The organism is Paenibacillus polysaccharolyticus (assembly GCF_900102085.1).
Taxonomy (GTDB): domain Bacteria; phylum Bacillota; class Bacilli; order Paenibacillales; family Paenibacillaceae; genus Paenibacillus; species Paenibacillus polysaccharolyticus.
This window is the reverse complement of the sequence record NZ_FMVM01000012.1, coordinates 134,160-149,675: the sequence shown is the minus strand read 5'-3', so window position 1 is coordinate 149,675 and position 15,516 is coordinate 134,160. Positions and strand designations below refer to the sequence as shown.

The 15,516-nt window shown below is 45.1% G+C and carries 13 protein-coding genes; 12 read left to right on the top strand and 1 reads right to left on the bottom strand.

From position 1 onward, the window contains the following. Positions 1-178: 178 nt before the first annotated feature. The 11 genes from BLQ13_RS29035 to BLQ13_RS17865 all read left to right on the top strand — a co-directional run bounded on the left by BLQ13_RS29035 (position 179) and on the right by BLQ13_RS17865 (position 13,686). Complete coding sequence (locus BLQ13_RS29035) at positions 179-307, top strand: hypothetical protein (protein WP_276326751.1); 129 nt, start codon at positions 179-181, stop codon at positions 305-307. A 281-nt stretch (positions 308-588) separates the two neighbouring features. Further along, on the top strand, positions 589-2,847 hold the full coding sequence (gene pflB / locus BLQ13_RS17910) for a formate C-acetyltransferase (RefSeq protein WP_090922577.1): 2,259 nt from the start codon (positions 589-591) through the stop codon (positions 2,845-2,847). An 86-nt stretch (positions 2,848-2,933) separates the two neighbouring features. Continuing rightward, positions 2,934-3,686 (top strand): pyruvate formate-lyase-activating protein, encoded by a 753-nt coding sequence (gene pflA / locus BLQ13_RS17905; RefSeq protein WP_090922575.1) that lies wholly within the window; start codon positions 2,934-2,936, stop codon positions 3,684-3,686. A gap of 290 nt (positions 3,687-3,976) precedes the next feature. Continuing rightward, positions 3,977-6,271: a stalk domain-containing protein gene (locus tag BLQ13_RS17900; RefSeq protein ID WP_090922573.1), complete on the top strand. Its 2,295-nt coding sequence runs from the start codon at positions 3,977-3,979 to the stop codon at positions 6,269-6,271. 318 nt (positions 6,272-6,589) lie between these two features. Further along, entirely contained in the window at positions 6,590-7,060 is a 471-nt protein-coding gene (locus BLQ13_RS17895) for a Fur family transcriptional regulator (protein WP_090922571.1), read from the top strand. 2 nt (positions 7,061-7,062) lie between these two features. Next, the gene (gene yidD / locus BLQ13_RS17890; RefSeq protein ID WP_090922569.1) at positions 7,063-7,317 is read left to right on the top strand and encodes a membrane protein insertion efficiency factor YidD; all 255 of its coding nucleotides are present in this window, start codon (positions 7,063-7,065) and stop codon (positions 7,315-7,317) included. 456 nt (positions 7,318-7,773) lie between these two features. Next, a complete protein-coding gene (metG, locus tag BLQ13_RS17885) occupies positions 7,774-9,843 on the top strand; it encodes a methionine--tRNA ligase (RefSeq protein ID WP_090922717.1) in 2,070 nt (689 codons plus the stop codon). A gap of 332 nt (positions 9,844-10,175) precedes the next feature. After that, positions 10,176-11,168: a metal ABC transporter solute-binding protein, Zn/Mn family gene (locus BLQ13_RS17880; protein WP_244159369.1), complete on the top strand. Its 993-nt coding sequence runs from the start codon at positions 10,176-10,178 to the stop codon at positions 11,166-11,168. A 111-nt stretch (positions 11,169-11,279) separates the two neighbouring features. Further along, positions 11,280-12,038 carry a metal ABC transporter ATP-binding protein gene (locus BLQ13_RS17875; RefSeq protein ID WP_090922564.1) on the top strand — a complete coding sequence of 253 codons (759 nt, stop codon included), beginning with the start codon at positions 11,280-11,282 and terminating at the stop codon, positions 12,036-12,038. 48 nt (positions 12,039-12,086) lie between these two features. Then, the gene (locus tag BLQ13_RS17870) at positions 12,087-12,890 is read left to right on the top strand and encodes a metal ABC transporter permease (RefSeq protein WP_090922562.1); all 804 of its coding nucleotides are present in this window, start codon (positions 12,087-12,089) and stop codon (positions 12,888-12,890) included. A gap of 76 nt (positions 12,891-12,966) precedes the next feature. Further along, entirely contained in the window at positions 12,967-13,686 is a 720-nt protein-coding gene (locus BLQ13_RS17865; RefSeq protein ID WP_090922559.1) for a cytochrome c biogenesis CcdA family protein, read from the top strand. Between the two features lie 106 nt (positions 13,687-13,792). On the opposite strand, the gene splB is transcribed toward BLQ13_RS17865, so the two are convergent. Continuing rightward, positions 13,793-14,863, bottom strand: a complete 1,071-nt coding sequence (gene splB / locus BLQ13_RS17860) for a spore photoproduct lyase (RefSeq protein ID WP_090922557.1) — start codon at positions 14,861-14,863, stop codon at positions 13,793-13,795. 186 nt (positions 14,864-15,049) lie between these two features. On the opposite strand from splB, the gene mntR reads away from it, so the two are divergent. Then, positions 15,050-15,478 carry a transcriptional regulator MntR gene (gene mntR / locus BLQ13_RS17855; RefSeq protein ID WP_090922556.1) on the top strand — a complete coding sequence of 143 codons (429 nt, stop codon included), beginning with the start codon at positions 15,050-15,052 and terminating at the stop codon, positions 15,476-15,478. Positions 15,479-15,516: the final 38 nt, after the last annotated feature.

The following is a 15,516-nucleotide window of genomic DNA, read 5'->3' as shown; positions in this document are numbered from 1 at the left end:
ACGCACCAGTAGAGTTGTAGCAAAGTGATACCCGCGTAAGCAGTAGAAAAAAGATGGGCAGAAAAACGGAGAAGCGAAGCGTCCGTTTTTCAGGAACCTATATCATGCCCTTGGTTGCTCCGAGCATAGCGGAGCAATGGTTCCCCAAAATGGTAGAAACAAAGGGGGCGGTGGCTGTTTGCACAGAGAGGTTCACACGATAACGGAGCGGGCAGGACAGACGGAAGAAGCGGAGCGTTCGCCTTTATCACCGGATTTTCACTTTGGAAAAGTGAATCGAAAAAATCCGGGGATAACAGCGATCTGAAGTTGTTCTGCCCGCGGAGTGGTCAAGTGTGAACAACCGTGGCGAAGTGCAATAAGACAACATCCAAAGTTTGTGATAAAAATCACAGATGGTGTGACTTGCTCGACGTATACTGAAAATATAAGAAAAACATTCATTCCGCGGTTCCGGTTCCCCAGTAGAGAGAACGTGTTCCGGATCATGTGAAACAATTCACATAAATCGCGGCTTTGGACACATGATGATACGTCTATTGCAACAATATAATGTGTCCAGAAATCCAAAAAAGCGGAGGGATTACGATGTCGGTGATCGAAAAAGATGTTAAACAACAAACAGGCTGGAGAAACTTTACCAAAGGAACATGGACCAAGACGGTTAATGTGAATGATTTTCTGGAACATAACCTGTCCCCATACTATGGCGATGAGGCGTTCCTTGCAGGTGCAACCCAGAATACTAAAGAATTGTGGGATATTGTATCCGACCTGACCAAAAAAGAACGGGATAACGGTGGGGTGCTTGATGTTGATGTGAATACGCCTGCAACAATTACTTCCCACCAACCGGGATATTTGGATCAAAGCAAAGAGCAGATTGTCGGAGTTCAAACAGACGCTCCGTTCAAACGTTCCATTCAGCCATTCGGCGGAATTCGCATGATGATTGATGCTTGTGAAGCATACGGGTTCGAAATGCCACAAGGTGTCATTGATATATTTACAAATATTCGTAAAACGCATAACCAAGGTGTATTTGATGCTTACACTTCCGAGATGCGTGCAGCACGTAAAGCGGGTATTATCACAGGTTTGCCGGATGCTTACGGTCGTGGCCGGATCATCGGTGACTATCGCCGGGTAGCTTTGTACGGAGTAGACTTCCTGATTCGTAACAAAAAAGGTGAGCTCAATGCACTTGAAGTTGATGTTATTGATGAAGATGTCATTCGTTTGCGCGAAGAGTTGTCCGAACAGATTCGTGCACTGCAAGAACTGAAACAACTGGGCGAGATGCATGGCTTCGATATTTCATTACCAGCAACAACGGCTAAAGAAGCATTCCAATGGTTGTACTTCGGCTACCTTGCAGCGATCAAAGAACAGAACGGTGCTGCAATGTCCCTTGGACGTGTATCTTCATTCCTGGATATCTACATTGAGCGTGATTTGCAAGAAGGTATTCTGACAGAAGAACAGGCTCAAGAACTGGTTGACCACTTTGTCATGAAACTGCGGATTGTCAAATTCCTGCGCACGCCGGATTACAACGAATTGTTCAGTGGTGACCCAACATGGGTAACGGAGTCTATCGGCGGGATGTCCGTCAACGGCGAAACACGTGTAACCAAAAACAGCTTCCGTTTCCTGCACACACTGCACAACCTGGGACCTGCTCCAGAGCCGAACTTGACTGTTCTGTGGTCCACGAAGTTACCTGAAGCTTTCAAAGATTATTGCAGTAAAGTATCGATCGAAACCAGCTCCATCCAGTATGAAAATGATGATCTGATGCGTCCAATCTATGGCGATGATTATGGTATTGCCTGCTGTGTATCTGCAATGAAGATCGGTAAACAAATGCAGTTCTTCGGCGCACGTGCCAACTTGGCGAAAGCATTACTGTATGCCATCAACGGTGGACGTGACGAAAAATCGGGAGCACAGGTTGGTCCGGAGTATCCTGCCATTACAAGTGAGGTACTGGATTATAATGAAGTGATGAAACGCTTCAAACCGATGATGGAGTGGCTCGCTAAACTGTACATGAATACTCTTAACGTCATCCACTACATGCATGATAAATACAGCTACGAGCGGATTGAAATGGCGCTCCATGACCGTGACATTCTACGTACGATGGCTTGTGGTATCGCGGGACTGTCGGTAGCAGCGGACTCACTCAGTGCCATCAAATATGCCAAAGTTAAACCGATTCGCAACGAACAAGGCATTGCCGTTGATTTTGAAATTGAAGGTGAATTCCCTTGTTACGGCAACAACGATGACAGTGTAGATAGCATTGCTGTAGAGCTGGTAGAAAGCTTCATGAGTATGATTCGCAAGCACAAAGCCTATCGTAACGCAATGCCAACGCAATCTGTACTGACCATCACTTCCAACGTGGTGTACGGTAAGAAAACAGGAACAACACCAGATGGACGTAAAGCAGGCGAACCATTTGCACCAGGGGCGAACCCAATGCATGGACGGGATAAAAAAGGTGCACTGGCATCGCTCGGTTCTGTAGCAAAACTGCCTTATGAACACAGCCTTGATGGTATTTCCAACACCTTCTCTATTGTGCCAAAAGCACTGGGTAAAGAAGATGCTACACGCAAATCCAATCTGACTGCGATGATGGATGGATATTTTGGTCAAAATGCGCATCACTTGAACGTAAACGTATTTGATCGTCAGCAACTGATTGATGCAATGGATCACCCGGAACAATATCCGCAATTAACTGTACGGGTGTCCGGTTACGCAGTTAACTTTATTAAACTGACACGTGAGCAACAACTGGATGTTATCAATCGTACGTTCCACGGTTCGATGTAAGTTACTTTTCCAGTAGTCCAGTCAAGTATTCTGATTCAACATAGAAATGAACGCATAGCGGATGCGAAAAGAAAGGAAGAGGCAACATGGTTAACGGACATATTCATTCACTCGAAACTTTCGGGACGGTTGACGGCCCAGGTATCCGCTTCGTGCTTTTTATGCAAGGATGCCTGCTCAAATGTCAGTATTGTCACAACCCTGACACATGGGCACTGGATGGTGGAAAAGAGATGACATTAGAGGAGGTACTGGCTGAAATACAGCCGTACCTGTCCTACTATCGTAGCTCTGGCGGTGGACTTACTATATCTGGCGGAGAGCCTACCCTGCAAGCTCACTTTGTCGCAGAAATATTCAAGGAAGTCAAACGTCGCTGGGGGCTTCATACGACACTGGATAGTAACGGGTTCAATGAACCGGATCGTATTCATGATCTGCTTGACCATACTGACCTTGTATTACTCGACCTGAAACATATCGATGACGAGAAACATATCAAACTGACAGGTAAATCCAATGAACGTACGCTGAAGACTGCAAGATGGTTATCCGATCATGGTCGAAAAATGTGGATCAGACATGTATACGTGCCTGGCATTCATGATCAGGAAGAAGATTTGTTGAATCTCGGGCGTTTCATTGGCACGCTAAATGGAGTAGAGAAGTTCGAAATTCTTCCTTATCATCAAATGGGAATTTACAAATGGGAAGCACTGGGTAAAGTTTATCCGCTGGATGGCGTACCTTCACCAACCGAGGAAGAAGTTGAACGGGCATATCGCCTGATTGAGCAAGGTCGTGCAGAAACAGCCAGCGTCATTTGTTCAGGAAAGTAAGCGGTAAGCGAACATCTATTCACAAGCAACCTTTACGAATATTATTTCGTAGAGGTTGTTTTTTTATTTTTTTATCTGAACGGTTAACTGGAGCTAGGTAAATCTTTAGATTAACTCATACAGCTTGTTTATATTAACAGATAACTATTTTCATAGTTTTTCACTTCTATTAAAAGTTTACAATTCTTATTCATTATTTTTAGCAACTTTTCCCGTTTCTGAGCGTCTAATCATATGACTTTTAGAGGGGATATTAATAAAATGGGAGCAGAAGGAGCCAAAGACAAAGAATGAATTTGAAGAAGAAGTTGTCCATACTCACCGCTTTTGCTGTTTTTCAGGCCTTTGCAGTTATTCCTGCGAATGCACAAGCAGCAGATTCAAGCGAATCTACGCCAGTGAATACCGCAAAAGTGAAATCCGTTGAGGTTGTAAAGAAAGAACAGCCAATTGCTGAGTCCGAAGTAAAATCAGGAGCAACGACTGATCCTGCTAACAATCCATCAAACAACTCACAACCTGCCAACAATGAAAGCGCCATAGAACCCAATCAGGGAACAACAGATCCTTCTGGAACAGAAGCTACACCTGTAAATCCGGCAACAGGAGCAAACGGGGAACAAGGAACAGGCGAAGAAACAAACACACCAAACACACCAACACCTGCTGAAGTAGAGCAACCAACGACTGGTGGAACAGCTTCGACTGTGCGATCTGCCGGAGACCTGACACTTTATATGAATAGCAACAAGATGGTTCAGGATGGAAAAACGTATCTGGCTGGACAGCCGATGGCTGTAAAAAATGGTGTCTCCTATGTAGCCATTCGTGCTCTGGTTGATCGGGTAGGTTACGACGTAAAATATGATAACCAAACCAAAGAAACGATCATTCTAAGCGGTACGGACGAACTTCGTTTCAAAACAAACAGCAAAGTGTATACCGTTAACGGAGAATCCAGAACGATGAAAGGCCCCGCTTATCAAGAAAAAAACACGTTTATGATTCCATTGACGTCCATTACACAAGCGCTGAACATCACATATACCGTGAATCAGCCTGCGAAGACGGTAGTATTGAAGCTTAACACTAAACCTGTAGCCAGCTTTACGGTACAAAAGGAAATTTTTGCAGGAGATCAAGTGATCTACACGACTAAAAACAGTTCGCCGAACGGCCTTCCGATTGTGGATGAGCAGTGGACTGGACGTCAAGATTCCTTTGATCAGCCAGGCGTTTATACGGTGACTTATACGGTTCAAGATTCCAGTGGCCAGTGGAGTAACCCTTATACGCTTACGATCAAAGTGGAGCGTCCGAATCTTCCCCCAGTAGCGATGTTTACAACGGACAAGGAAGAATACAAAATGGGTGAAAAAATTTCCTACACTGATCAAAGTACAGATGATGAGGATGCAATCGTCAAAAGAGACTGGAGCAACAATGCACTCGCATTTTTCCTTCCGGGACCGAAGACGGTATCACTTACGGTTACAGATCAGCACGGTTTGAGCAACACCTATACGAAAGAGATTATGATCACAAGCGAGACGCTTTATAATCAGTCTGATTTCAACAAATTGTTCGTACCAGTAGGGGACAAATTTACATTCAACGGCGGAGAAGTTCCTGGCATGGAAAAAGTTCCGTTTACGTACACGGATGAACCAAGCCTGCTTATTCGTAGTAACAGCCCTGAGACCGTTAACCAGGAAGGCATTGTCTACAAGGAATCTTCCTTTGGACAGACGCGTTTCATGATTCACCATGTCAATAATACGGGCAAAAGAGTAAAAATGTATGTGATTGCAACCAATAACAATCCATACACAGCTGTATTCGATCAGCAAAATATGGGCTTTGCAGGACCGACGCCATTTGCTACCGTTGCGGGTAAATTGTCCATCGATAAATGGTTCAAATCCATGCAAACGGGGGCAGATTCGAAGAGAGTATACATCCAGCCAGGAGAAAGCAAATTGATTCTGACGGAATTGAACAATATTTCGATGAAAGAAGGGCAGGTCATCTCCCTTTATTCCGACGCTTTCAGTGATTATACTCTTGACTACAACATTGTAATGATCGAAGAAAATAAAGATCCGATGGCCGTGTTGTCCTCATTGCCAGTTCTGGACCGTGACGGCGTTCATAACCGTGGGACTTATCCAAACGCAACACGAATCATTACGTACGATCAGGAAGTTGGCACGAAGCCTTCCCGTTTGCCACTCGGGGATAATGCAAGTGATCCGAATCTCGACGGCACAGACCCGATGGCCTTCACAAGCGCTTCTAACGCTGGTAACTTCGGTGTACTGTACAAAATCACCCTGAACAATGTTGCTCCGCGTACACTGATTTCGTTTAATCCTCGCGGAGGCAAGTATTACGGTTCAGCACTTGTGAATGGACAGCTGGTACAGTTGTCGAATAACAGCCAGTCTCTAAGTGCGCCGAATGAACAAAATGTGCTGTATCGCACAGGTTCTTACGGTGAGAGTGTTACCATTGTTTTCTCTGCTGCCCCTGGTAGCAACTTGCCGGTAAACATTCTGTTTACCCCACTTCCAGCTGAGAAGTAATATTCAAGTGAATCAACCGTACGGTTTGGAGTGAAAGCTTATATTTTATATACCCGTTCACCCCAAAAGTCACCTGTATGACCTATATTCTGAACCGTCAACCGAAGGACTCCATACTTATGGGGTCCTTTGTCTTTAGTTTAAGTTTTTAGTTTAAGCAAAACGCCTATACTTGCGTGTAGGGTTCCGTTGACTCTGTTCTTCATTTCATGCATTATTAGAGGTATACAAAAAGAGCAGAAGCAACGGTTTTTGCCAAAAGATTTTGTCGCATGATGAAAATGCAAAAGGTTTGTATGACAGGAGGTGCTGTAAATCATGCTGTCGACGGAAGAGATTATATCAACTATGTCCTCACAGGGACTTCGTATAACTGATCAGCGCAAGACACTTGCACGGTTATTTGCCGAGTCTCCGGGGTATCTTACACCCAAGGACGTCTACGAATATATGGGTAAGACTTACAGCGGATTAAGCTTTGACACGGTGTACCGAAACTTGCGTGTAATGCAGGAACTAGGCGTGCTGGAGCAAGTTATATTCGAAGATGGAGTGAAGTTCAGAGCACATTGCAGCGAAGGCCACCATCATCATCATATGATCTGCCTGAAGTGTCAGAAGACCTACCCGATCGTTTTTTGTCCGATGCAACTTGCTGATGCTCCCGAGCAATTTCAGGTTGTGGATCACAAGTTTGAAGTATTCGGATACTGCAAGGATTGTGCTGAACATGCTCCAGCGAAGAAGTCATCTACACATCAGCATGCACACAGCCACGGGAAGAATTGAAGATGAAACTTTCGCGTAGAATCGTGCAAGCTCCCATCCGGGTATACCGCAATTATATCTCTCCATTAAAACCGCCGACCTGCCGATTTTATCCTACGTGTTCGGCGTATGCGATGGAAGCAATTGAAGTGCATGGTGCACTCAAAGGTTCCCTTCTAGCGGCGAAACGGATTGCCAAATGTCATCCGTTTCATCCGGGCGGTGTAGATTTGGTTCCGCCTAAGGTGGAAAAAAATGTAGTGATATCCGAACCGTAATGTGCAGAAGAGCCTGATGTTCATTTTTGCTGATCAAAGTGTTATAGAGCAGGTAGCTGGAACCCAGAAGCTTGGTTCTATTCGGTGGTATACTTGACAACAAGGTCAGCATTTCAGTATATTTTTTGTATATGATTTTCCAGTGAAGGGATAAGTACAGACACACCCCCAGTGCAGAGAGCCGGAGAAGCTGAGAACCGGTCTGGGAGGAGGATGGAAGATGGTCCCGGAGGAACCTCTTTCGAGCGTGCAATCAGCGACTTGTCGCTATTGTCGTAAGCCTGAGGCGTGATCCAGCGTTAATGGGCGGTCGAAGGACCGGAAGAGCCTGCGTTTTGTGAAAAATGTGGGGAAATTGGGTGGTAACACGTGAGAGATACTCTCGTCCCATACAGGGCGGGAGTTTTTTTGTGTTCATTTTCGGATCAGGAAGATGGTTCCATTCGAGCGATTGGTATGTATTCGTTAGAACAATTGAAGGAGGAGAAGTCATTCATGACGGATCAAAAAACATTTTATTTAACAACGCCGATTTATTATCCAAGCGACAAGCTACATATTGGGCATGCGTACACAACAGTAGCAGGTGATGCAATGTCTCGTTACAAACGCTTGCGTGGATACGAGGTGCGCTATCTGACAGGTACCGATGAGCATGGCCAGAAGATTGAGCGCAAGGCTCAGGAGAAAGGATTGTCTCCACAGGCCTTTATCGATGAGATTGTCGTAGGCATCAAGGAACTGTGGAACAAGCTGGACATCTCCAATGATGACTTCATTCGCACAACCGAGGAGCGTCACAAAACCGTCGTACAAGATATCTTTGATCGTTTGCTGAAGCAGGGTGATATCTACAAGGGTGAGTACGAAGGCTGGTACAGCATCCCGGATGAAACTTATTACACTGAAACACAGCTGGTGGATGTTGAAAAAAATGAGAAAGGCGAGATTATCTCGGCTAAAAGTCCGGATAGCGGACACCCGGTTGAACTCGTCAAAGAAGAATCTTACTTCTTCCGTATGAGTAAATATGCAGATCGTTTGTTGAAATATTACGAAGAGAATCCTGGTTTTATCCAACCGGAATCCCGCAAAAACGAGATGATCAACAACTTTATCAAGCCGGGTCTTGAGGATTTGGCGGTATCCCGTACCACATTTGAGTGGGGTGTCAAAGTTAAAGGCGATCCGAAACACGTCGTTTACGTATGGATTGACGCGTTGTCCAACTACATTACAGCACTGGGCTACGGCTCTTCGGATGCTTCATTGTACGACAAGTTTTGGCCAGCGGATGTTCATCTGGTGGGTAAAGAAATTGTTCGTTTCCATACGATTTATTGGCCAATTATGCTCATGGCGCTGGATCTGCCATTACCGAAAAAGGTATTTGCACATGGCTGGCTGTTGATGAAAGATGGCAAAATGTCCAAATCCAAAGGAAATGTAGTAGATCCTGTAACCCTGATCGATCGTTACGGCCTGGATTCGCTTCGTTACTATTTGCTGCGTGAAGTACCGTTTGGTTCCGATGGTACATTTACACCAGAAAGCTTCGTAGAGCGTGTGAACTCCGATCTGGCGAACGATCTGGGCAACCTGCTGAACCGTACCGTAGCGATGGTGGACAAATACTTTGAAGGCAAAGCTCCTACGTTTGCTTCCAATGTAACGGAATTTGATGCTTCGCTGGAAGAAGCAGGACATGCAACGGTGGAAAAAGTGGAGCAAGCGATGGAGAACTTGCAGTTTTCTGTGGCGCTTACAGCGATCAGTCAATTTGTTAGCCGTAGCAACAAATATATCGACGAAACACAGCCATGGGCTCTTGCTCGTGATGAAGCGAAACGGGATGAGCTGGCATCCGTAATGTCCCATCTGATTGAAAGCTTACGTATTGCCTCCATTCTTCTACAGCCGTTCCTGACTCGTGCGCCGCGCAAAATCTGGGAACAGCTAGGTATTCAAGAAGGTGAGCTGACAGCTTGGGATTCAGCGAAACAATGGGGCATCGTGCCTGCTGGCAACGCATTGCACAAAGGCGAGCCGATCTTCCCGCGTTTGGATGCGGAACAGGAAATTGCCTATATCTCTGAAGCGATGACAGGTGGACAAAAAGCAGCACAGTCCGATGCAAGCCAGGCAGAAGCAGGAGCCGCTACTCCAGCTTCAGCAGAACCGGTAACAGCACCTGAAGGCAAGGAAGAGATCGGCATTGATGATTTTGCCAAAGTTGAGCTACGTGTGGCACAAGTCATCGCTTGTGAGCCTGTTAAAAAGGCAGATAAATTGCTTAAGCTGCAACTGGATCTTGGTTATGAGCAACGTCAGGTTGTATCTGGTATCGCAAAGTTTTATTCGCCAGAAGAGATGGTTGGACGTAAAGTCATCTGTGTGACCAACCTCAAACCAGTAAAACTGCGTGGAGAGCTGTCCCAAGGCATGATCCTGGCAGCTTCTCATGGGGATCAGCTGACCCTGGCAACCGTACCGGACAGTATGCCAAATGGCGCGCAAGTGAAATAAAAAGTTTTTAAGTATAAGACAAGCAACTAGGGTGTTCAATCGTACAGAGATTGTCACAAGTTTGAACCAAGGGTGGTCCGAAGTGATTCGGACCGCTTTTTTATGCTGAAAAAAGAGCTGATAACTGAAGGACAAGCATATATTGTTATGAACTCCGTACTTCGGGAAAGAATGAATAGGACATGAGCCTTGACAATTAGGAGCAGGTTACCTATAATTCTTTCAGTAATATTTACGATTAAGTGATGTGGAGTGAATTATATATGACATTTATTCAAAAGAAGAGACAGACACGATTAGATCGATCCAGCAAACTTGGCAAACGGAGTATAATGAAGCTACTTTGGAGCGGTCTGCTCATACTTAGTTTGCTTGTATTGTCTGCATGTGGGCAAAACAACGAGAATACAGCCAAAATTGTTGAAGGCAAAGTTAATGTGGTGACCACATTTTATCCGGTATATGCGTTTACTGCAGCGATTGGCGGAGAGGATGCCAATGTTATTAACTTGCTGCCTACGGGAGTAGAGCCGCACGATTGGACACCCAAGAGCCAGGATATTGTGAATACGTCCAAGGCACAGCTTTTCTTATACAATGGTGCGGGTCTGGAAGGATGGGTGCCGAACTTTTTGAAATCACTGAACAGTGATACAAAAGTGAAATCCGTGGCTGTCAGCGAAGGTGTCAAGTTGTTAACAGCAGAAGGAGACGATGGTCACGGACATGGTGAAGAGCATGAGGATGAACATGCCGATGACCATGCAGACGAGAGTGGCAATGAGGAACAAGTAGCCGACCATCATATCGATCCTCATACATGGGTTAGCCCCAAATCCGCAATGATCATGGCGGAAAATATCAAGAACAGTTTAGTAGAAGTTGATCCTACACACAAAGCTGGTTACGAGCAACGTTATAAGGAGCTTCATACCAAACTTGAAGAACTGGATCAGCGTTTCACGAATGAATTAGCATCCGTAGCAAAGAAGGAAATTGTAGTGTCACACCAAGCGTTCGGTTATCTTGCACGTGATTATGGTTTGAAGCAACATGCCATCATGGGACTGTCCCCGGATGCAGAACCAACTGGACAGGATATTGTAAAACTGGCTAAACTGGTTAAAGATGAAGGTATCAAGTACATTTTCTTTGAAGAGCTTGTATCCGACAAATTAGCCAAAACACTTGCCAGCGAAGCAGGGGTAGAAACGATGGTGTTGAACCCGGTTGAGGGTCTGACGCAGGAACAGGTGAAGAACAAAGATGATTATTTCACCTTGATGGAGAAAAATTTGCAAAATCTGCTGATCGCATTAAAATAAGAAGAATGAAGGTAAACATCCAGAAGTCTTTGCTGTTCCATCGGCGAAGACTTTTGGAATGTTAAGCACGATATTTACGTATTTTTATTTATTATGAAGGGCGGCTTTGCCATGCAGCAAATCATGCCATTATGTCATGATCCGATTATCCAGATCGAGAATTTGTCTTTTTCCTACGGGGATCAGCGCGTGATTCAAGATCTCAATTTTATGGTTCAACAACGTGACTTTGTAGGTATTATCGGTTCAAACGGAGCAGGGAAAACAACGTTGCTTCGTATGCTGGTAGGACTACTTCCTCCTGCGCAGGGGGATATCAAGTTGTTTGGAGAGTCGATTCGTAAATTCAAGGATTGGAACCGGATCGGGTACGTGCCACAAAAAAATGCATTTAATCCGTTGTTCCCAGCTACGGTTCGTGAAGTTGTTATGTCCGGGCTGTATAACAACAAAAACATGTTCCGCCGCATCTCTCGTCAAGGCCAGCAACAATGCATCGATGCGATGAAGGTTATGCGAATCGAGGATATTGCCAACAAACGTATTGGACAACTGTCCGGCGGTCAGCAGCAACGTGTTTTTTTGGCCCGTGCGTTAATTAATCACCCTGATCTATTGATTCTCGATGAACCTACCGTGGGGATTGATGCAGAGTCACAAGCCAGTTTTTTCGAACTGATTACCCATATGCATGAACATCATCGGATGACGTTTCTCATGGTGTCACATGATATGGATCGCATGGAGAGTTATCTTGGCGCGGAAGCGGCGCTCACGAATGGCAAGATTCATTTCCATGTGCGTCATTCGCATGAGATCGAGGATTGTGCAGAAACCAACCTGCAGCATACAACCGCGCAGGTACGCTAGCTATGTATGTGGGCCACTAGATGATAGGCCGAAGGAGTCGTGTTAGTTTTGGAAATATTATGGAGTGATTTTTTTCAGCGTGCACTTGCAGGTGGTTTGCTTATTGGTATCACTGCTCCGCTGATTGGACTTTTTCTTGTACTGCGCAGACTCTCGATGATCGGAGACACCTTGTCACACGTAACGATCGCAGGTGTAGCGCTTGGTTTTCTGATCGAGGTATACCCGATCGGTGTTGGGTTGATTTTTGCGGTACTCGCATCGTTTGCTATTGAAAAGTTGCGTAAAGCATATAAGAGCTATGCTGAGTTGTCCATTGCGATTATTATGTCTGGAGGCGTAGCGCTGGCTTCGCTGTTTTTTACACTGGGGAAAGGGTACAATGCGGATGTGATGAGCTATTTGTTTGGTAGCATCTACACATTGGACGTGGCGGATCTGAAGCTGGTGGGTATCGTGACGCTAATCGTTGTTATTGTAGTGGGCTTCCTACATAAAGAGTTTTTCCTGCTCAGCTTTGAGGAGGACGCAGCTGCAGTGACCGGATTGCCAGTTAAAATGCTGAATATGTTAATTACAGTGATGACAGCATTGGTGATCAGTACGGCGATCAAGATCGTGGGTGCTCTGCTTGTATCCGCCTTGTTGACCATTCCTGTCGCCGTCAGCCTGCTCATGGCTCGAAGCTTCAAATCAGCCATTATTCTGTCGGTGGTCATCGGAGAGATTGCGGTTGTGATTGGACTAGTTACAGCGGGGATCTGGAACCTGGCACCCGGAGCAACCATTGTGTTACTGCTCATTGGTATGCTGATCCTAACGATGATTGCTAAAAAAGGGTTCCGAGCCTGATTTCTGACTACTACACTTATCGTTTGAAAACAAGTACTTAAGAGCAAGTGAGCACCAGGAAGGGAGACATTGCTTCATGCCTGATGTTAATGTATGGCTGGCTTTTGTTGCTGGCCTCGCTTCTTTTATATCACCGTGTTGTCTTCCGTTATATCCTTCGTATCTCTCATACATCACGGGAATGACCGTGCAACAGTTGAAAGAGGATCGGAACCAGCGAGAGGTACGCTTGAAGACGTTAACGCATACACTGGCGTTTATTCTCGGATTCTCTGCAGTATTTTATTCGCTGGGTCTGGGTGCAGGATTATTTGGACAATTTTTTAATGATAACCGGGATTTGATTCGTCAACTGTCCGCGATTTTAATTATGTTGATGGGACTGTTTTTGTTAGGTATCTTCAAGCCGCAATTTTTAATGAAGGAACGCAAACTGGATATGAAATGGAAGCCGGCGGGGTATTTAGGTTCCTTTGTTTTTGGGATTGGTTTTTCGGCAGGCTGGTCGCCTTGCATCGGACCGATTCTGACGGCGATTATCGCCATGGCAGCGAGCGAACCTTCAACTTGGCTGACACTGATTACAGGTTATACGGTAGGCTTTGCTTTACCCTTTTTTGTTCTAGCGTTCTTTATAGGTTCGACACGCTGGATTTTGCGTTATTCAAACCTCATGATGAAGATTGGCGGAGCTTTAATGCTCTTAATGGGTATTTTGCTATTCACGGATCAGATGACCCAAATCACAATCTGGCTGCAGCAAATTACACCCGATTGGATGATCAACTTAACATGAAGCATTTTTCTTCTTCAGCAGAATAAATCATTGAAAGCAGGCTGCAGGAACCAGAACTTCTCTGGAACATGCAACCTGCTTTTTATCTGATGATATACGAGTTGAATTAGGTAAAATAGTCAATGTTGGCTAAAGGAAAGTGTTCGAAAATGCGTTCTGTAATGAATTCACGCAGGGCATCTTGCTGGTCATCTTTATACACATATTTGTACTGACCCCAGCGACCCCATTTCATTTTCCGTTTCTCAATATCCATCTCCAGCTTGGTTTTTGGATATCTTTTTTCAATGGTCGCTTTAGCCGTTTTGGTGAAACGGTGCTGAATCATTTCAAATGTCAGGTCTTTGGTAGCCTCTTCAGGCAAGGTATCTGCCAGCTTTTGCAGTAGCTCAGCATAACCTTCTTGCCAGCCATCGTACCAAATAATCGGAGCAATAATGAAACCGAGTGGATATCCGGCATGCGCTATTTTCCCAGCAGCTTCAATTCGCTCTTCAAAGCGTGAAGTGGCGGGTTCAAAGTTTTTGATAACATAATCCGAGTTCACGCTGAACCGGATACGCGTATGGCCATTATGCTTGATGTTAAGTAGCGGATCGACGTGATGATATTTTGTCACAAAGCGTAAACGCCCGTATTCTTCATCAGCCATAAAACGAATAAGGTCGCTCAGGTTTTCCGTGATATGTTCCAGACCGACGGGGTCGGAGGTACAGGCTGCTTCGAAACGGGTAATTTCGGGTTTGCGTTCCTCGATGTAACCTTTGGCAGCCTCAATGATTTCTTCCGTGTTTACGTACACGCGAACGTATGGTTTTGCACCTAATGTGGTTTGAAGATAACAATAATGGCAATGACCCATACAACCTGTCGAGATAGGGATCGCATACTCTGCTGATGGTTTGGACTGGTCAAATTTCAAGGTTTTACGTACCCCTACAACCAGAGTTCGCTTGGCCATCCGGTATTTTTCTTGCTCTGTCTCACCGGGGAGGTTGGTGATTCGATTGTGTGAAGTGGTCATCTGATAAGGAATGTTTTGGGAGGTTACCCATTGCATAATCCGTTTTCCTTTTTCATATTCAAGCGCACCTGGTTCAAAATACACCAAATCGGGAATAAAGGGTTTAGTACCCTTTACTTTTCTAACAGGGGGCTGGGCCACGCTTGTGCTCACAGAATCACTCCTTTCAATACGAAACTGGACTTAGTTTGCCTCAAATGAAGAGAAGTCACGCCTGCCAATCCTTGTGTAAGGCGGATCGGAATCGGGTAGGACTTGCCAATGCGCATTGATAACATGTATCATTAGAAGATAGGGACCAGGTACGTAGAACCGGTCAGAGAGAAGAGAGGGAAGCAGATGCCAACGCCCAGTATGGAAGATTATTTGGAGCGTATATACAAATTGATTGATGAAAAGGGCTATGCTCGTGTGTCTGATATAGCTGAAGGACTGGAAGTACATCCTTCATCCGTGACGAAGATGATCCAAAAGCTGGACAAAGACGAGTACCTGATCTATGAGAAGTACCGCGGGCTGGTACTAACGCCAAAAGGGAAAAAAATGGGCAAACGGTTGATGGAACGCCATCATCTGCTTGAGCAGTTTCTAACGACGATCGGTGTTCAGGAAGAGAACATATATAACGACGTAGAAGGTATTGAACATCACTTAAGCTGGGACTCCATTACATGTATTGAGTCTCTCGTGGAATATTTCCGTCAGGATGAGAGCCGTCTGCAAGATCTAAAAAACATTCAGGAAATCATGAGTAACACGGACTCTTGAGCCTTGAATTCATATGTTGATAAATAAAGGATGCTTCT

Coding starts and splice junctions, on each gene's coding strand:
- BLQ13_RS17875 (WP_090922564.1), top strand. CDS start 11,280: ATGCAGCAAATCATGCCATTATGTCATGATCCGATTATCCAGATCGAG.
- pflB (WP_090922577.1), top strand. CDS start 589: ATGTCGGTGATCGAAAAAGATGTTAAACAACAAACAGGCTGGAGAAAC.
- yidD (WP_090922569.1), top strand. CDS start 7,063: ATGAAACTTTCGCGTAGAATCGTGCAAGCTCCCATCCGGGTATACCGC.
- BLQ13_RS17880 (WP_244159369.1), top strand. CDS start 10,176: ATGAAGCTACTTTGGAGCGGTCTGCTCATACTTAGTTTGCTTGTATTG.
- BLQ13_RS17895 (WP_090922571.1), top strand. CDS start 6,590: ATGCTGTCGACGGAAGAGATTATATCAACTATGTCCTCACAGGGACTT.
- BLQ13_RS17865 (WP_090922559.1), top strand. CDS start 12,967: ATGCCTGATGTTAATGTATGGCTGGCTTTTGTTGCTGGCCTCGCTTCT.
- BLQ13_RS17900 (WP_090922573.1), top strand. CDS start 3,977: ATGAATTTGAAGAAGAAGTTGTCCATACTCACCGCTTTTGCTGTTTTT.
- mntR (WP_090922556.1), top strand. CDS start 15,050: ATGCCAACGCCCAGTATGGAAGATTATTTGGAGCGTATATACAAATTG.
- pflA (WP_090922575.1), top strand. CDS start 2,934: ATGGTTAACGGACATATTCATTCACTCGAAACTTTCGGGACGGTTGAC.
- metG (WP_090922717.1), top strand. CDS start 7,774: ATGTATTCGTTAGAACAATTGAAGGAGGAGAAGTCATTCATGACGGAT.